The organism is Roseateles sp. So40a, assembly GCF_048081605.1.
Lineage (GTDB): Bacteria > Pseudomonadota > Gammaproteobacteria > Burkholderiales > Burkholderiaceae_C > Roseateles.
The window spans coordinates 768,381-784,195 of the sequence record NZ_CP182288.1; the positions used below are offsets into that span (position 1 = coordinate 768,381).

Below are 15,815 nucleotides of genomic sequence, written 5' to 3' on the forward strand. Positions count from 1 at the left end.
GGCAATCGTGGGCGTCTCGTACATCAGAAGAATGCTGAGAGACGCGGGGCGCATTGCTGATCCGCCAGCGTCGCCTTCCAGCACAACGAGTCAGTCCCACTACCGACTTCTTTGGAAGCCGCACGTTCTTGCACTGGGATAGGCCATGGAGGCCATTCGGTGAAATCGCTGCAATGAGGCCGTCTTGTTGACACGTGGTGTCGCGAGACGAAGGCGGACATGTCGACCGCCTTCTCAACACTTCTGGAGATGTTGATGACTTCTTTCCACGCTGTTTCGTTGCCAGTCAACGCCAAGTCCTCGTTCATGGATAGCCCCGTGGACGCAGGGATGCAAGAACTGACCCTGGAGGAAATGGATCAGGTCCATGGCGGGTTCGGGCCCGCCGGCGCCATTGCCGGCGCGGTCGGCGCTGGCCTTGGTGTGGCCCTGACCGGAGGCAATGCAGCGCAAGTCGTTGCAGGAGCCATCTTCGGCGGAGTGTCCGGGTTCTTCGGCGGTTTGGGCATGTATGCCAGTTCCGCAGCGGTCGCTGCAATGGGCGCAGTCGCGACGGGCAAACCCGACACCATTCGTTTCGCTAAGAACCAGCGCTAACGGCCATTGGCTCCCGACGCCTCACGGTAGTCGGGAGCCCTGCAACACTGCAAAAGGAGTCCTATGCATTGGCTCGCGCAAGCTCTCTTGCAAGGAGCGATCTTCACGACATTCTTGACGATCGCAATCAAGCACGCGCTGTTCCTCTTATCCAGAGACGGTCGCCATTGGCTCGTGCCGTTTCTGGCCGCTACCTATGCAGATGCACTGTGGTTGGGGTGGGCCTATCAAACGCCGTTGCACAACGCCTTGCTCTCCCTCTTGATGCCGTTGATCTACTTCACCCTTGTTGTCACGTTGGTGATGTTGAGGATGCGGGAACGAAAGCAGAGGGAGCGGTCCTCATCGTGAACATAGACATCACTCCTCTGGAAATTCAGGCCATCCTGAATGTGGGCGTGGTCGTCCAGGTGACGGTCTGCTTCGCCGATTTCCTCGCATCATCGGCAGGTCGTGTGCGACTGGCCGTGTTCCTGCTGGTCGTGGTGACCGTCAACGCTTGGGCAAACACGGAGCGCTTCACGGTCACGGAGTCCTGGCTGCGGGCCATCGGATACAGCGTCACGATCGCCGTCTGCATCTTTGGTCTGGCGGCAATCAACGCCCACCGTCGGCGGCGACGCGGCCTCACTGCTGCGGATACACCCTCAACCCCGACAGATCGAGGACCCTGAGCCCGCCGTACTCGACCGCGATCAGGCGCTGGTCCTGCAGATGGCGCAGCGCCTCGTTCACCCGCTGGCGCGACAGCCCCACCAGGTGCCCCAGCTCCTGCTGCGTGATCCGCAGCAGACCGTTCACCCCCGGGTACAGCAACGGATGGAACAAGGCCGCCAGATTTCGCGCCACCCGCAGGTCCGGATCGCTCTGCCGGTCGATCTCCCGCGCCGCGATGAACTGCCCCAGCCGCTCATTGAGCTGGTTCAGCACGTACCGGTTGAACGCCAGGCTCGTCTCCAGCAACTCGTGGAAACTGTCCAGCGGCAGCCCTGCCACCACGCTGCGCCGCAGCGCCTGGATGTTGTAGCGGTACGCCTCCCGCTTGAGCAACGTGCCCTCGCCGAACCAGCCGCCCGGCGGCACGCCCGTGAACGTCACCTGCCGCGCCGCCGCGTCGTCGTTGCTCATCTTCAGCAAACCGTCGATCACGCCGAACCAGTAATTGGCCTCGCGACCGATCCGGCAGATCCGCTCGCCCACCTCCACCTCCGCCACCTGGATGCTCGCCGCCACCCGCTCGCGCAACTCCGGCTCGATCGCCGTCAGCCACGGGATCGCCCCCATCTCCTGCGCGCTCGCGGCCCGCGCCCGCAGGCGCAGGGGCTGCATCGGCACAGGCGCCGCCAGCGGCGAGGTCAGGGGCACGCGCGCCGGGGATCCCGGCGTGGCATGGACAACGGTGTCGGTGGTCGGGGCCATCCCCCGTTCATCGCGCCTGTGCATGACACGAACCTGACGCGACCCCCTGGGGAAAACACGGTTTGGCGAATCCAGGCCGCCTCCCCGACTGACGCGGCTTCACCTTTTCAAGGAGTGCCAGCGATGTTTCCTTACAACCCCTATGTATTCATCAAGACCACGAGCCTCAATAACGTAGACACGACCGAACTGTCCCGGACGGAGAGGCGCGCCAGCCTGCGCCGGAAGCTCGACACCCTCTCGTTGCTGTCGGAACTGACGGCGGATGTCGATCGGATGCTGGTTCGCCATGCGACGACACCACCCGCCACCTGTGCGGAGTTCCTCACGGCCATCCGTGAACAGGCCGCGCTGATCGCCCACTTCGACGACGTGCTGAAGAGGACCTTGTGCTCGGTGGTGATCGACCTGCCCAAGGTCGCTGCGCGTGCGCGGGTCGTGCTGACGGGGGCCCAGCGCTTTCAGGGGCAGCCAGGAGGCCGCACCGCCATGCCGCCGGAATCGCTGGAACACATGGGGCGCTATTTGGCGGAAATGACCGCGTTGCTGGATGGATTGCCGTCCTCGATCCTCGAGTACGTGAAGGACACCGGGGATGAAGCCCGCTGCAGGCGTTACCACTTCAGCGACACCGATCTGCACGTGCCGGAAACGCTCTTCGACGCCATCGACTTCCTGGAGAGATTGCAATGCTGTCGAGAGGGTCTGGCCGCATCGGCGGCCTCTGACGATGCTAGACAGCGGCTCGACGAACTCGAAGCACGGCAGCAGCAGCACCTCGATGACCCGGACGCGCTCGAGCCGCTGCGCAAGGCGCTCGTCGACATTCATCAGGCGATGTGCCAGGCCTATCTTCGGCAGCAGCCGGAGGAGGCGCCGGCGCCCCTGGTCGAGAGGGTTTCTCGGGATCGCCAGCAAAGGGTCCACGACATCGCGGCGGCGATCGAGTCCCGCCGGCAGCTGCTGGCCCAGATGGAAGCCTTCTCGGCGGCGCATCGAGCTTGAATTGATCCGGGAAAACGCTCCCCCGAACTCTCCCTAGGAATGTCGTCGCAACGACAACACGACGTCAAACACCCGGCCTACAGTCAGTCCAACCCCGCGGCACGAGCGCCTCCTCCAGAGAGGCGACAGCGGGGAGCACAAGGAGACGACGGTGGAGCAGACCTTCCCCCGCTGGATGCTCGCCCATGCCCGGCAGCGCCCCGACGCGCCCGCGCTGCGCGAGAAGGAGCTCGGCATCTGGCAGACGCTGAGCTGGTCCGCGCTCGCGGCGCTCGTGCGCGACCTCGCGCACGGCTTCGCCGCCGCGGGCATGACGCGCGGTCAGCACCTCGTCGTCATCGGCGAGAACCGCCCGCGCCTGTACGCCGCGATGCTCGCCGCCCAGTCGCTCGGCGCCATCCCCGTGCCGCTGTACCAGGACGCCGTCGCCGCCGAGTTCGTCTACCCGCTGCGCAACGCCGACATCGCCTTCGCCGTCGTCGAGGACCAGGAACAGGTCGACAAGCTGCTCGAGATCCGCGAGCAATGCCCCGCGATGGGCCGCATCTGGTTCGACGATCCGCGCGGCCTGCGCCATTACGCGGCCGAGGGCCTGGCCTCCATCGACGGCCTGTGCGACGACGGACGCGCCCACGCCCTGCGTCACCCGGGCTGGTTCGAGCGCGAGGTCGACGCGGGCCGCCCCGACGACGTGGCCGCGATGTTCTTCACCTCGGGCACCACCGGTCACCCCAAGGGCGTGGTCCACACGCATGCGACGCTGATCGACCGCGCGCTGGCCGGCGCGCGCTTCGATCGCCTCACCCATGACGAGGAAGTGCTGGCCTACCTGCCGTGCGCGTGGATCGGCCAGAACATCTTCAGCTACGCGCAATGGCTGGCCTGCGGCTACGTCGTCAACTGCCCCGAGTCCGCGAGCACCGTCAGCATCGACCTCAAGGAGATCGGGCCGACCTACTACTTCGCGCCGCCGCGCGTCTTCGAGGGCCTGCTCACCAGCGTGATGATCCGCATGGAGGACGCCGGCGCGCCCAAGCGCTGGCTCTTCGCGCGGGCGATGGCGCTGGCGCACCGCGTCGGTCCCGCGCTGATGGACCGCAAGCCCGTCGACGCCTGGGACCGCTTCAAGTACCGCCTGTGCGACCTGGCCGTCTTCGGTCCGCTGCGCAACGCGCTGGGCTTCTCGCGGGTGCGCGTGGCCTACACCGCCGGCGAGGCGATCGGCCCCGACCTCTTCAGCTTCTACCGCGCGATCGGCATCAACCTCAAGCAGCTCTACGGCTCCACCGAGACCGCGGTCTTCGTCTGCCTGCAGCCCGACCACGAGGCGCGGTCCGACACTGTCGGCGTGCCCATCGACGGCGTGGAGATCAAGCTCGCCGACAACGGCGAGATCCTCGTGCGCTCGCCCGGCCTGCTCAAAGGCTACTACAAGAACCCCGAGGCCACCGCCGAGGTGCTGGGCGCCGACGGCTGGTACCGCACCGGCGATGCGGGCTTCCTCGATGCCGGCGGCCATCTGAAGATCATCGACCGCGCCAAGGACGTCGGCCGCCTGCGCGGCGGTGAACACGACGGCGCGATGTTCGCGCCCAAATACGTCGAGAACAAGCTGAAGTTCTTCTCCTTCGTGAAGGAGGCCGTGGCCTTCGGCGACGGCCGCGATCGCGTCTGCGCCTTCATCAACATCGACTTCGACGCCGTGGGCAACTGGGCCGAGCGCCGCAATCTCCCGTACGCCGGCTACGCCGACCTGGCCGCCAAGCCCGAGGTCTACGCGCTGATCCGCGACTGCGTGGAGAAGGTCAACGCCGACCTCGCGCAGGACGAGCGCCTCGCGGGCAGCCAGATCACGCGCTTCCTCGTGCTGCACAAGGAGCTCGATGCGGACGATGGCGAGCTCACCCGCACGCGCAAGGTCCGCCGCGGCGCGATCGCCGAGAAGTACGAGGTCCTGATCGACGCGCTCTACGCGGGCAAGGCGTCGCAGTTCATCGAGACCGCCGTGCGCTTCGAGGACGGCCGCACCGGCCGCGTGAGCGCGGACCTGCGCATCGAGGAGGCCCGCACCTTCTCGCCTACCCGGAGGGCTGCCTGATGAGCGCCATTGCCCCGCCGATCGCCGGCTTCAGCACCCCCTCGGCCATCGAGCTGCCCACCGCGCAACGCCGCGTCGGCGACGTGATCCTGGAGGTCAGCCACATCACGCTGTCCTTCGGCGGCGTGAAGGCGCTCAACGACATCAGCTTCGATGTCCGCGAGCATGAGATCCGCGCCATCATCGGCCCCAACGGCGCGGGCAAGAGCTCGATGCTGAACTGCATCAACGGCGTCTACCAGCCGCAGCAGGGGCAGGTGATGTTCCGCGGCGAGGACGTCCGCCGGCTGAGCCCGCGCACGCGGCTGCGCCGCATGGCCGAGATGGGCGTGGCGCGCACCTTCCAGAACCTCGCGTTGTTCAAGGGCATGAGCGTGCTGGACAACATCATGAGCGGGCGCAACCTGCGCATGCGCACCGGGCTGCTGGCACAGGCCTTCCGCAATCCGTGGTGGAGCCCGGCCGAGCGCGAGGAGATCGCGCACCGCGAGCACGTCGAGCGCATCATCGATTTCCTCGAGATCCAGGCGCATCGCAAGACGCCGGTGGGCCGGCTGCCCTACGGGCTGCAGAAGCGCGTGGACCTGGGCCGCGCGCTGGCGATGGAGCCGAAGGTGCTGCTGCTCGACGAGCCGATGGCCGGCATGAACGTCGAGGAGAAGCAGGACATGTGCCGCTTCATCCTGGACGTCAACGACGAGTTCGGCACGACCATCGTGCTGATCGAGCACGACATGGGCGTGGTCATGGACATCAGCGACCGCGTCGTGGTGCTGGACTACGGCAGGAAGATCGGCGACGGCCGACCCGATGAGGTGCGCGCCAACGAGGACGTGATCCGCGCCTACCTCGGCGCTTCTCATTGACCGCGGACCACGCCGGGAGCAACGGACATGGGCTTTTTCCTCGAGACACTGATCGGCGGCCTGATGACGGGCATGCTGTACTCGCTGGTCGCGCTGGGCTTCGTGCTCATCTTCAAGGCCAGCGGCGTCTTCAACTTCGCGCAGGGCGCGATGGTGCTGTTCGCGGCGCTGGCGATGGCGCGATTCGCCGAATGGATCCCGCGCTACACGGGGCTGTCGGGCAAGCTGGTGGTCAACCTGCTCGCCTTCCTCGTGGCGATGGCGCTGATGGTGGCGGTGGCCTGGCTGATCCAGAGGCTGGTGCTCTCAAGGCTCGTGAACCAGGAGGGCATCACGCTGCTGATGGCCACGCTGGGCATCACGTATTTCCTGGACGGCTTCGGGCAGACGCTGTTCGGCTCGGACATCTACAAGATCGATGTCGGCCTGCCCAAGGACCCGGTCTTCCTGATGGAGCAGCGCTTCCAGGGCGGCGTGATGGTCAACCAGGAGGACCTGGCCGCCGCGCTGATCGCCGCGGCGCTGGTGGCGGCGCTGACGCTGTTCTTCCGCTACACCGGCACGGGCCGCGCGTTGCGCGCGGTGGCCGATGACCATCAGGCCGCGCAGTCCATCGGCATTCCGCTGTCGCGCATCTGGGTGATCGTGTGGAGCGTGGCGGGCTTCGTCGCGCTAGTGGCGGGGATCATCTGGGGATCCAAGCTGGGCGTGCAGTTCTCGCTGTCGCTGGTGGCGCTGAAGGCGCTGCCCGTGGTGATCCTGGGCGGGCTGACCTCGGTGCCCGGCGCGATCCTGGGCGGGCTGATCATCGGCGTGGGCGAGAAGCTCTCGGAGATCTACATCGGCCCCTCGCTGGGCGGCGGCATCGAGATCTGGTTCGCCTATGTCCTCGCGCTCGTGTTCCTGCTGGTGCGGCCGCAGGGCCTCTTCGGCGAAAAGATCATCGACCGCGTCTGAAGGCTCAGGAGAACAACATGCTCTATCGCGAGAACGGCCAGTTCAAGACGAGCTACGGCGCGGACCAGCAGATCTTCCCGATCGCGCAGGACCGCGTCGCGATGCTCGCGCTGCTGGCGCTGGCAGTCATCGTGGTGCCGGGGCTGGCCAGCGAATACCTGCTGCGCGCCATCCTGATCCCCTTCCTGATCCTGGCGCTCGCGGCGCTGGGGCTGAACATCCTGGTGGGCTACTGCGGGCAGATCTCGCTGGGAACGGGCGGCTTCATGGCGGTGGGGGCCTACGCGGCGTTCAACTTCCTGGTGCGCGTGGACGGCATGCCGGTCGTCGTGGCCATCCTGCTGGGCGGCCTGTGCGCGACGGTGGTGGGCGTGCTCTTCGGCATCCCGTCGCTGCGCATCCGCGGGCTGTACCTCGCCGTGGCGACGCTGGCGGCGCAATTCTTCTGCGACTGGGCTTTCCTGCGCATCAAGTGGCTGACGAACGATTCGGCCTCGGGCTCGGTGGGCGTGTCGGGGCTGTCGGTCCTGGGGATGCCGATCGAGACGCCGGTGCAGAAGTACCTGTTCTGCCTGGGCTTCGTGCTGGTGTTCGGGCTGATCGCCAAGAACCTGGTGCGCGGACACATCGGCCGCAGCTGGATGGCGATGCGCGACATGGACGTCGCCGCCGCGGTGATCGGCATCCGGCCGATGGCGGCCAAGCTGAGCGCCTTCGCGGTGAGCAGCTTCATCGTCGGCGTGGCCGGCGCGTTGTGGGCCTTCGTGCACCTGGGCTCGTGGGAGCCCGCGGCGTTCTCGATCGACCGCAGCTTCCAGCTGCTGTTCATGGTGATCATCGGCGGGCTGGGCTCGATCGCCGGCGCGTTCTTCGGCGCGGCCTTCCTCGTCGTTCTGCCCATCGTGCTGGACAACCTGCCCTACTGGTTCGGCATCCCGATCGACACGGCGCTGGCCTCGCACCTGACCTACATGATCTTCGGCGCGCTGATCGTGTTCTTCCTGATCGTCGAGCCGCACGGCCTCGCGCGGCTCTGGCAGATCGCCAAGGAGAAGCTCCGCCTGTGGCCCTTCCCGCATTGATTCCGCATTGATTCCGCAGTCCCTCTTGTCCCGCAGTCCTTCCGGTTCCTACACACATTCAACAAGGGCGCCACGAGCGCCCACAGGAGACAGACCGATGAAGCCGATCACGACCTCGATGAAGGCGGCCCGGGCCGCGTTGCTGCTGGCCACCGCGGCGGCCGGCCTGCTGGGCGGCGCGGGTGCCGCGCTGGCGCAGGCCAAGGAGCAGTTCATCCCGCTGCTGGTCTACCGCACCGGCCCCTACGCGCCCAACGGCACGCCGTGGGCCAACGGCAAGCAGGACTACCTCAAGCTGATCAACGCGCGCGACGGCGGCATCAACGGCGTGAAGATCACCTTCGAGGAATGCGAGACCGGCTATGCCACCGACAAGGGCGTGGAGTGCTACGAGCGGCTCAAGGGCAAGGGCGCGTCGCTCTTCGACCCGCAGGCCACCGGCATCACCTTCGCGCTGACCGACAAGGTGCCCACCGACAAGATCCCGCTGGTGACGCTGGGCTACGGGCTGTCGGCCTCGCAGGACGGCAACGTGTTCAAGTGGAATTTTCCGATGATGGGCAGCTACTGGACCGCCGCGGACATGCTGATCCAGCACCTGGCCAAGAAGGAGGGCGGCTTCGACAAGTTGAAAGGCAAGAAGATCGCGCTGGTCTATCACGACTCGCCCTTCGGCAAGGAGCCCATCCCGCTGCTCGACGAGCGCCAGAAGATGCACGGTTTCGAGCTGGTGAAGATCCCGGTCACCGCGCCCGGCGTGGAGCAGAAGTCCGCCTGGCTGCAGGTGCGCCAGCAGCGGCCCGATTACGTGCTGCTGTGGGGCTGGGGCGTGATGAACTCGACGGCGCTCAAGGAGGCGCAGGCGACCGGTTATCCGCGCGAGAAGATGTACGGCGTGTGGTGGGCCGGCGCGGAGCCGGACGTCAAGGACGTGGGCGAGGGCGCCAAGGGCTACAACGCGCTGGCGCTCAACGGCTCGGGCCAGCAGGCCCGGGTCATGCAGGACATCCTGAAGTACGTGCATGAGAAGGGCCAGGGCAGCGGTCCGAAGGACGAGGTGGGCTCGGTGCTCTACACGCGCGGGATGATCATCTCGATGCTCAGCGTCGAGGCCATCCGCCGCGCGCAGGAGCGTTTCGGCAAGGGCAAGGTGATGACGGGCGAGCAGGTCCGCTGGGGCCTGGAGAACCTGGCCATCGACCAGAAGCGGCTCGACGCCCTGGGTCTGGGCAACCTGATCCGTCCGATCTCCACGTCCTGCCAGGACCACATGGGCTCCACCTGGGCCCGCGTGCACACCTGGGACGGCAGCAAGTGGAACTTCTCGTCGGACTGGCTGCAGGCCGATGAGCAGATCATCAAGCCGATGGTCAAGGCGGCCGCGGACAAGTACGCCAACGACAAGAAGGTGACGCGGCGCACGCCCGCCGATTGCCAGAGCTGAGCCCGTCCTGACCTGCAAGGAACCCGCGCCATGTCCGACATCCTCCTCAACGTCAGCGGCATCGAGGTGATCTACAACCACGTGATCCTCGTGCTCAAGGGCGTCTCGATGCAAGTGCCCGAGGGGCGCATCGTCGCGCTGCTCGGGGGCAATGGCGCGGGCAAGACGACGACGCTGCGCGCCGTCAGCAACCTGCTCGCGGGCGAGCGCGGCGAGGTGACCAAGGGCTCGATCGAGCTGCGCGGCGAGCGCATCGAGCGCCTGTCCACCTCCGCCATGGTCGATCGCGGCGTCATCCAGGTCATGGAGGGCCGGCATTGCTTCGCCCACCTGACCATCGAGGAAAACCTGCTCACCGGCGCCTACACGCGCAAGGACGGCAAGGCCGCCGTCGCCGAGACGCTGGAGAAGGTCTACGCCTACTTCCCGCGGCTCAAGACGCGGCGGACCTCGCAGGCCGCCTACACCTCCGGCGGCGAGCAGCAGATGTGCGCCATCGGCCGCGCGCTGATGGCCAATCCGAAGATGGTGCTGCTGGACGAGCCCTCGATGGGCCTGGCGCCGCAGATCGTCGAGGAGGTCTTCGAGATCGTGCGCGACCTCAACCAGAAGGAGCGCACCACCTTCCTGCTCGCCGAGCAGAACACCAGCATGGCGCTGCGCTACGCCGATTACGGCTACATCCTCGAGAACGGCCGCGTGGTGATGGACGGCGAGGCCAAGGCGCTGCGCGACAACGAGGACGTGCGCGAGTTCTACCTCGGCATGGGCGGCACCGATCGCAAGAGCTTCCGCGACGTCAAGAGCTACAAGCGTCGCAAGCGCTGGCTGGCCTGAGCCGTGCCGGCCGACGGATGCGGCATCCAGGAGATTGAAGGGAGAGCAGTTCATGGACAACGACTTCTTCGCGCCGCCGCCGTTCAAGGCGGAGGAGGCGCTCGTGCAGTTGCGGCGCTCGCTGCGCGACCTGCGTCAGCTCACCGAGCGCGGCACGGGCTGGAGCTACGAGGGCAACGAGGTGCTGCAGCTCGCCGCCGCTGACGGCGCGATCACCGCGAAGCTGGCGAAGAAGCCGCTGCGCAGCCCCGACTGGGAGACGCGCGTGTGCCGCAACGCGGCGGACGTGCGCAAGCTGCAGGACGACGTGAAGCGCCGTCTGGCGCAGTGGGCGGACGAGTGATGAGCGCCGCTTCCGACTTCTATGACCCGCTCGAGGCTCGCGATCCCGCGGTCCGCGAGGCGGCGCTGATGGCCGCGCTGCCGCACCAGATCGCCAACGCGCTGGCCAACACCGAGGCCTTCGGCGAGCAGCTCGCCGAGGTCGAACCCGATCACGTCCGCACGCGCGCCGCGCTGGCCCGGCTGCCGGTCACGCGCAAGTCCGATCTGCTGGCGCGCCAGCAGGCGGTGCGCGCCGACACGAGCCGCGCGGTCTTCGAGCCCTTCGGCGGCTTCTCGACGATCGGGTGGCGCGGGTTGCGGCGCGACAGCGGCGCGCGCCGCGTGTTCCAGTCGCCCGGCACGATCTACGAGCCCGAGGGCCTGGGCCGCGATTACTGGCGCGTCGGCCGCGCGCTGCATGCCGCGGGACTGCGCGCCGGGGACCTCGTCCACAACTCCTTCAGCTATCACCTCACCCCGGCCGGCGCCATGATGGAAGGCGGCGCGGAGGCGCTGGGCTGCACCGTCTTCGCCGGCGGCGTCGGCAACACCGAGCTGCAACTGCAGGCGATGGCCGAGCTGCGTCCGCAGGCCTATGTCGGCACGCCGAGCTTCCTGAAGATCCTGCTGGACAAGGCCGCGGAGCAGGGCCAGCCGCTGTCGGTGCGCAAGGCGCTGGTCAGCGGCGAGGCCTTCCCGGCCGCGCTGCGCGACTGGTGCGGTGCGCGCGGCGTGGCCGGCTTCCAGTGCTACGCGACCGCGGACCTGGGGCTGATCGCCTATGAGACGGCCGCGCGCGAGGGCCTGGTCGTCGACGAGGGCGTGATCCTGGAGATCGTGCGCCCCGGTACCGGTGATCCGGTCGCGCCGGGCGAGGTCGGCGAGGTCGTGGTCACCACGCTCAATCCGGACTACCCGCTGATCCGCTTCGGGACCGGGGACCTGTCGGCGGTGCTGCCGGGCACCTGTCCGACCGGCCGGACCAATGTGCGCATCAAGGGCTGGATGGGCCGCGCGGACCAGAGCGCCAAGGTGCGGGGCATGTTCGTGCACGCGAGCCAGGTGGCCGAGGTGCTTCGGCGATTCCCCGAAGCGGGCCGTGGCCGGCTGGTCGTCGAGGGCGAGATGGCGCAGGACCGCATGACGCTGCGGGTGGAGATCGCCGAGGCGGCCGGCCCGGTGCCGGAAGGCCTGGCCGAGCGCGTGGCTGCGGCGCTGCGCGACGTGACCAAGCTGCGCGGGGAGGTCGCGTTCGTCGCGGCGGGCAGCCTGCCCAACGACGGAAAAGTCATCGAGGACCTGCGGAAGTACGACTGAATTCCCTCCATGGGGGCGTTCCGGTGGGGGAGGCGGGGGATGGGACCGCTGTCATCCCTTGGGGGGAACCCGGCTTACGTAGTTTCCGTAGGTCGCGGGGAAAGGCGCCGACCTAGCATCCGCGCCATCACCCACACCTCCATCGAGGAAGAGACACCATGAAGAAGACCTTGCTCGCCTGTGTCGCGGCGCTGAGCGTCGGCGCCGCCTGGGCCGAATATCCCGACAAGCCGGTGACCATCGTCGTTCCGTTCGCCGCCGGCGGCCCGACCGACAAGGTCGCGCGCGATCTGGCCGAGGCGCTGCGCAAGCCGCTGAACGCCACCATCGTCATCGAGAACGTCGGCGGTGCCGGCGGCACGCTGGGCGCGACGAAGGTGTCCAAGGCCGCGCCGGACGGCTACACGCTGCTGCTGCACCACATCGGCATGTCGACCTCGCCGGCCCTGTATCGCAACCTGCAATACAAGACGCTGGACGACTTCGAGTACCTGGGCCTGATCAACGAAGTGCCGATGACGCTGATCTCGCGTCCGAGCCTGCCGGCGGCCAACTACGCCGACCTGGTGAAGTGGCTCAACGCCAACAAGGGCAAGATCAACCTGGCCAACGCGGGTCTGGGATCGGCGTCGCACCTGTGCGGCCTGCTCTACATGAGCACGATCAAGATCGACATGACGACGGTTCCGTACAAGGGCACGGGCCCGGCGATGACCGACCTGATCGGCGGTCAGGTCGACATCATGTGCGACCAGACGACCAACACCACGACGCAGATCGACGGCGGCAAGGTCAAGGCCTTCGCGGTGTCGACGCCCAAGCGCCTGGGCGGTTCGCTGGCCAAGCTGCCCACGCTGGACGAGTCCGGCATGAAGGGCTTCAACGTGACGATCTGGCACGGCATGTACGCGCCCAAGGGCACGCCGAAGGCGGTGCTGGAGAAGATCAACACGGCGCTGAAGGCGGCGCTCAAGGATGCCGAGTTCCACAAGCGTGAAGAGGCGCTGGGTGCGGTGATCGTCACCGACAACCGCGTGAACCCGGCCGAGCACAAGAAGTTCGTCGAGTCCGAGATCAACAAGTGGACGCCGGTCATCAAGGCGGCCGGTCAGTACGCCGATTGATCGCCACTTGAAGCGCTGATCGCTGATCGAAGGATCGGGGTGCAGGTCATTCAGCGGGCGTTGTCACTGCGGACGAGCGAGGTTCATCGACTGGCGCGCCAGCCTGTCCCCGACCGTGACGAGGTCGTGCGCGGCCTGCATCCCGGCGAGCACGCTCCGAAGCTTCTGCAGACCCTCCGGGTGGTGGACATCGCCCTCGTCGCAGTCGGCCAGGAGGTCCCGGATCTCGCGCAGTTCCGGAATGCCCTGATGGTGTGGCGGATTGCGCAGGCAGGCGCGGTCGAGTTGTGCGAGGACCTGGCGGCGCAGGCGCAACAGCGCGACGAAGTTGCCCTCGTCCGGCGTGGGACCGGACCAGAACGCGTCTGCATTCCAGGCGGGCGGCGATACCAGGCCGCGCGCGCCTTCCTCGACAGCCATGTCCAGCAGCGAGCGCATTTCCGCCTGCCAGCCGCGCAACCAGGCAAGCGGCGGTCGGGGCTCGGCGCTGTCCGGCGTCAGGCCGCGCCTGGCCAGGTCCCTGGCCAGCGCGAGCAGCGCGTCGGCCCGTTGGCACACGAGTTCCTGATCGTGGAAGCTGCAGTGGCTTGTCGCGCGCTGCAGCAGTTCGTGACTGTCCTCGATCTGGCGGTAGAGCCGACCGGGGTCCGCTGTCGGTGCGCGCAGAGCATCTTTGAAGCGGGCGACGTCGTCCTCGAGGCGGCGTTGGGCGGCCGGTGGGCGTTGGCCCGGTATCGGTGCGGCGTGGTCGCCCTGCGGCGTCGACAGCGATCCCGCATCAACGGGGCGAGGTGGGCAATGGGCGGGGCGGGGCAGACGATCCATGGGGACCTCCGGTGAAACGGGGGCCCTCAGTGGATGACGCCGGCATTCGGGCGTGCTGCCCCGGTACCGTCACGCCGGGGATCGGCACACCACCGCGAGCTTGTTGCCCTCGGGGTCGCGGAAATACGCGGCGTAGAAGTTCGGTCCGTACATCTCGCGCGGACCGGGCTTGCCCTCGTCGCGGCCGCCGCCGGCCAGCGCCGCCGCGTGCACGGCGTCGACCTGGGCGCGCGTGGACGCCGCCAGCGCCAGCATCGATCCATTGCCCACCGTCGCGTCCAGCCCGTTGAAGGGCTGCACCACCCACAGCTGCGTCTGACCGCCCTCGGGCCCGTAGCCGACCATCTCGTCGTCCGCGTAACCCGGCTTCAGGTTGAGCGGCGCGAGCACCGCGTCATAGAAGGCCTTGGCCGCGCGGCGGTCGTTGCTGCCCAGGGTGACGTAGCTGATCATGGGAATGTCCTCACTTTGTCTTGTCGGTCTGACGCCGCATTCTCGTCAGTTCTGATGGCTGGCTGGCTGGTAGGCGGGGGGATCGACGGCTCACATCCGCATCGGAATCGTCACCGGCCCGTCGTTGATCAGGTGGACCTGCATGTCCGCGCCGAATTCGCCGGTCTCGACGATCGGGTGCGACGCGCGGGCCTGACGCACGACGTAGTCGTAGAGCCGCCGTCCAGGCTCCGCCGGCGCCGCGCCGGTGAAGCTCGGCCGGTTGCCGCCCGAGACGTCCGCGGCCAGCGTGAACTGCGAGACGATCAGCAGCCCGCCGCCGACGTCCTGCACGCTGCGGTTCATCTTGCCGGCCTCGTCGCTGAAGATCCGCAGCTTCAGGATCTTCTGCAGCAGCTTGTCCGCCACCGCCTCGTTGTCCTGCGGCTCCGCACAGATCAGCAGCAGCAGGCCCTGGCCGATCCGGCCCGTGCAGCGCTCGCCGACCTCCACGCGCGCTTCCTTCACCCGTTGCAGCAACGCGATCATTGCGGCGCTCCTTCCTTAGCGGCCTGCTGCTCGAAGCGTGTCTCGACATTCACCGGCAACAACTGGATGCTCGCGCGAATGCCGGGCAGGGCGCGCATCAGCGCCTGCTCGACGTCGCCGCGCAGCTTCGCGGCCTCGCCCAGCGTCCATCGCGCGGGCACATGCAAGTGGAAGTCGACGTAACGCCGTTGTCCCGCCACCCGCGTGGCGACGTGATCGAAACGCAGCTCGGGCGACTCGAAACCGTGCAGCACCGCGGAGATCGCCTGTTGGTCCTCCGGATCCAGCGCCATGTCCATCAGCCCGCCCGTCGAGCGCCACATCAGGTGCACGGCCTCGCGCAGGATGTTCAGCGCCACCAGGATCGCCAGCAGCGGGTCCAGCCAGGTCCAGCCCGTGACCATCACGCCGATCAGCCCGGCCACCACGCCGACCGAGGTCCACACGTCGGTGAACAGGTGGCGCGCGTCGGCCTCCAGCGCGATCGAGCGATGGCGCCGGGCCGCCGCCAGCATCTTCCAGGCGAGCACCCCGTTGATGGCGGTGCTCACCAGCGAGAGCACCAGGCCCACGCCCAGTTGCTCCAGCGGCTGCGGCGCGCGGAAACGGTCGATGGCCGCCCAGGCGATGCCCAGCGCGGCGATCAGGATCAGCGCGCCCTCGAAGGCGCTGGAGAAGTACTCGGCCTTGTGGTGGCCGAAGGGGTGATCCTCGTCAGGCGGCCGCCGGGCGATGGTCACCATCGCCAGCCCGAAGAGGGCCCCCGCCAGGTTGACCCCCGATTCGAGCGCGTCCGACAGCAGGCCCACCGACCCGGTCCACCACCAGGCGGCCGTCTTCAGGGCGATGGTCAGCACGGCCACGATCACCGACAGTTTCAGATATTGCTGCACTTGCATGGCGTGGATTTTGCCGGTCCTACAATTCGCGCCGTTCGAC

The 15,815-nt window shown here is 67.6% G+C and carries 18 protein-coding genes; 13 read left to right on the forward strand and 5 right to left on the reverse strand.

The window, feature by feature from the left end:
• Positions 1-219: 219 nt before the first annotated feature.
• From ACNI65_RS03535 to ACNI65_RS03545, 3 genes are all read left to right on the forward strand, one after another.
• Complete coding sequence (locus ACNI65_RS03535; RefSeq protein WP_416761223.1) at positions 220-597, forward strand: class IIb bacteriocin, lactobin A/cerein 7B family; 378 nt, start codon at positions 220-222, stop codon at positions 595-597.
• Positions 598-660: 63 nt separating this feature from the next.
• On the forward strand, positions 661-948 hold the full coding sequence (locus ACNI65_RS03540) for a hypothetical protein (RefSeq protein ID WP_416761224.1): 288 nt from the start codon (positions 661-663) through the stop codon (positions 946-948).
• The gene (locus tag ACNI65_RS03545; RefSeq protein ID WP_416761226.1) at positions 945-1,271 is read left to right on the forward strand and encodes a hypothetical protein; all 327 of its coding nucleotides are present in this window, start codon (positions 945-947) and stop codon (positions 1,269-1,271) included. Before ACNI65_RS03540 ends, ACNI65_RS03545 begins: the two co-directional genes overlap by 4 nt.
• On the opposite strand, the gene ACNI65_RS03550 is transcribed toward ACNI65_RS03545, so the two are convergent.
• The gene (locus ACNI65_RS03550) at positions 1,225-1,926 is read right to left on the reverse strand and encodes a Crp/Fnr family transcriptional regulator (RefSeq protein ID WP_416763558.1); all 702 of its coding nucleotides are present in this window, start codon (positions 1,924-1,926) and stop codon (positions 1,225-1,227) included. The two genes, ACNI65_RS03545 and ACNI65_RS03550, sit on opposite strands and share 47 nt — an antisense overlap.
• A gap of 213 nt (positions 1,927-2,139) precedes the next feature.
• On the opposite strand from ACNI65_RS03550, the gene ACNI65_RS03555 reads away from it, so the two are divergent.
• From ACNI65_RS03555 to ACNI65_RS03600, 10 genes are all read left to right on the forward strand, one after another.
• Positions 2,140-3,021, forward strand: a complete 882-nt coding sequence (locus ACNI65_RS03555) for a hypothetical protein (RefSeq protein WP_416761228.1) — start codon at positions 2,140-2,142, stop codon at positions 3,019-3,021.
• Between the two features lie 151 nt (positions 3,022-3,172).
• Positions 3,173-5,119 (forward strand): AMP-dependent synthetase/ligase, encoded by a 1,947-nt coding sequence (locus tag ACNI65_RS03560; RefSeq protein ID WP_416761230.1) that lies wholly within the window; start codon positions 3,173-3,175, stop codon positions 5,117-5,119.
• Complete coding sequence (locus tag ACNI65_RS03565; RefSeq protein WP_416761231.1) at positions 5,119-5,985, forward strand: ABC transporter ATP-binding protein; 867 nt, start codon at positions 5,119-5,121, stop codon at positions 5,983-5,985. The genes ACNI65_RS03560 and ACNI65_RS03565 overlap by 1 nt, the downstream gene beginning before the upstream one ends.
• A gap of 27 nt (positions 5,986-6,012) precedes the next feature.
• On the forward strand, positions 6,013-6,942 hold the full coding sequence (locus ACNI65_RS03570; RefSeq protein ID WP_416761232.1) for a branched-chain amino acid ABC transporter permease: 930 nt from the start codon (positions 6,013-6,015) through the stop codon (positions 6,940-6,942).
• Positions 6,943-6,959: 17 nt separating this feature from the next.
• Positions 6,960-8,024, forward strand: coding sequence for a branched-chain amino acid ABC transporter permease (locus ACNI65_RS03575; protein ID WP_416761233.1), 1,065 nt, complete (start codon positions 6,960-6,962; stop codon positions 8,022-8,024).
• Between the two features lie 118 nt (positions 8,025-8,142).
• The gene (locus ACNI65_RS03580) at positions 8,143-9,468 is read left to right on the forward strand and encodes an ABC transporter substrate-binding protein (RefSeq protein WP_416763559.1); all 1,326 of its coding nucleotides are present in this window, start codon (positions 8,143-8,145) and stop codon (positions 9,466-9,468) included.
• Positions 9,469-9,498: 30 nt separating this feature from the next.
• Positions 9,499-10,305, forward strand: a complete 807-nt coding sequence (locus ACNI65_RS03585) for an ABC transporter ATP-binding protein (protein ID WP_416761235.1) — start codon at positions 9,499-9,501, stop codon at positions 10,303-10,305.
• Positions 10,306-10,357: 52 nt separating this feature from the next.
• Positions 10,358-10,648 (forward strand): hypothetical protein, encoded by a 291-nt coding sequence (locus ACNI65_RS03590; RefSeq protein ID WP_416761236.1) that lies wholly within the window; start codon positions 10,358-10,360, stop codon positions 10,646-10,648.
• Positions 10,648-11,946 carry a phenylacetate--CoA ligase family protein gene (locus ACNI65_RS03595; protein ID WP_416761238.1) on the forward strand — a complete coding sequence of 433 codons (1,299 nt, stop codon included), beginning with the start codon at positions 10,648-10,650 and terminating at the stop codon, positions 11,944-11,946. Before ACNI65_RS03590 ends, ACNI65_RS03595 begins: the two co-directional genes overlap by 1 nt.
• A gap of 158 nt (positions 11,947-12,104) precedes the next feature.
• On the forward strand, positions 12,105-13,070 hold the full coding sequence (locus ACNI65_RS03600; RefSeq protein ID WP_416761239.1) for a tripartite tricarboxylate transporter substrate-binding protein: 966 nt from the start codon (positions 12,105-12,107) through the stop codon (positions 13,068-13,070).
• Between the two features lie 63 nt (positions 13,071-13,133).
• Here the strand turns inward: ACNI65_RS03600 and ACNI65_RS03605 are convergent, their stop codons facing one another.
• The 4 genes from ACNI65_RS03605 to ACNI65_RS03620 form a co-directional block, all read right to left on the reverse strand.
• The gene (locus tag ACNI65_RS03605; RefSeq protein WP_416761241.1) at positions 13,134-13,895 is read right to left on the reverse strand and encodes a hypothetical protein; all 762 of its coding nucleotides are present in this window, start codon (positions 13,893-13,895) and stop codon (positions 13,134-13,136) included.
• Positions 13,896-13,964: 69 nt separating this feature from the next.
• Positions 13,965-14,348, reverse strand: coding sequence for a VOC family protein (locus ACNI65_RS03610; protein ID WP_416761242.1), 384 nt, complete (start codon positions 14,346-14,348; stop codon positions 13,965-13,967).
• Positions 14,349-14,438: 90 nt separating this feature from the next.
• Positions 14,439-14,876 (reverse strand): D-aminoacyl-tRNA deacylase, encoded by a 438-nt coding sequence (gene dtd, locus ACNI65_RS03615; protein ID WP_416761243.1) that lies wholly within the window; start codon positions 14,874-14,876, stop codon positions 14,439-14,441.
• Positions 14,873-15,775, reverse strand: coding sequence for a cation diffusion facilitator family transporter (locus ACNI65_RS03620; RefSeq protein WP_416761244.1), 903 nt, complete (start codon positions 15,773-15,775; stop codon positions 14,873-14,875). Before ACNI65_RS03620 ends, dtd begins: the two co-directional genes overlap by 4 nt.
• Positions 15,776-15,815: the final 40 nt, after the last annotated feature.

What these genes read in the sequence shown, in the direction of transcription:
- ACNI65_RS03535 (WP_416761223.1), top strand. Translation starts at nt 220, where the DNA reads ATGTCGACCGCCTTCTCAACACTTCTGGAGATGTTGATGACTTCTTTC.
- ACNI65_RS03540 (WP_416761224.1), top strand. Translation starts at nt 661, where the DNA reads ATGCATTGGCTCGCGCAAGCTCTCTTGCAAGGAGCGATCTTCACGACA.
- ACNI65_RS03550 (WP_416763558.1), bottom strand. Translation starts at nt 1,926, where the DNA reads ATGCAGCCCCTGCGCCTGCGGGCGCGGGCCGCGAGCGCGCAGGAGATG.
- ACNI65_RS03555 (WP_416761228.1), top strand. Translation starts at nt 2,140, where the DNA reads ATGTTTCCTTACAACCCCTATGTATTCATCAAGACCACGAGCCTCAAT.
- ACNI65_RS03565 (WP_416761231.1), top strand. Translation starts at nt 5,119, where the DNA reads ATGAGCGCCATTGCCCCGCCGATCGCCGGCTTCAGCACCCCCTCGGCC.
- ACNI65_RS03570 (WP_416761232.1), top strand. Translation starts at nt 6,013, where the DNA reads ATGGGCTTTTTCCTCGAGACACTGATCGGCGGCCTGATGACGGGCATG.
- ACNI65_RS03575 (WP_416761233.1), top strand. Translation starts at nt 6,960, where the DNA reads ATGCTCTATCGCGAGAACGGCCAGTTCAAGACGAGCTACGGCGCGGAC.
- ACNI65_RS03580 (WP_416763559.1), top strand. Translation starts at nt 8,143, where the DNA reads ATGAAGGCGGCCCGGGCCGCGTTGCTGCTGGCCACCGCGGCGGCCGGC.
- ACNI65_RS03585 (WP_416761235.1), top strand. Translation starts at nt 9,499, where the DNA reads ATGTCCGACATCCTCCTCAACGTCAGCGGCATCGAGGTGATCTACAAC.
- ACNI65_RS03590 (WP_416761236.1), top strand. Translation starts at nt 10,358, where the DNA reads ATGGACAACGACTTCTTCGCGCCGCCGCCGTTCAAGGCGGAGGAGGCG.
- ACNI65_RS03595 (WP_416761238.1), top strand. Translation starts at nt 10,648, where the DNA reads ATGAGCGCCGCTTCCGACTTCTATGACCCGCTCGAGGCTCGCGATCCC.
- ACNI65_RS03600 (WP_416761239.1), top strand. Translation starts at nt 12,105, where the DNA reads ATGAAGAAGACCTTGCTCGCCTGTGTCGCGGCGCTGAGCGTCGGCGCC.
- ACNI65_RS03605 (WP_416761241.1), bottom strand. Translation starts at nt 13,895, where the DNA reads ATGGATCGTCTGCCCCGCCCCGCCCATTGCCCACCTCGCCCCGTTGAT.
- ACNI65_RS03610 (WP_416761242.1), bottom strand. Translation starts at nt 14,348, where the DNA reads ATGATCAGCTACGTCACCCTGGGCAGCAACGACCGCCGCGCGGCCAAG.
- dtd (WP_416761243.1), bottom strand. Translation starts at nt 14,876, where the DNA reads ATGATCGCGTTGCTGCAACGGGTGAAGGAAGCGCGCGTGGAGGTCGGC.
- ACNI65_RS03620 (WP_416761244.1), bottom strand. Translation starts at nt 15,775, where the DNA reads ATGCAAGTGCAGCAATATCTGAAACTGTCGGTGATCGTGGCCGTGCTG.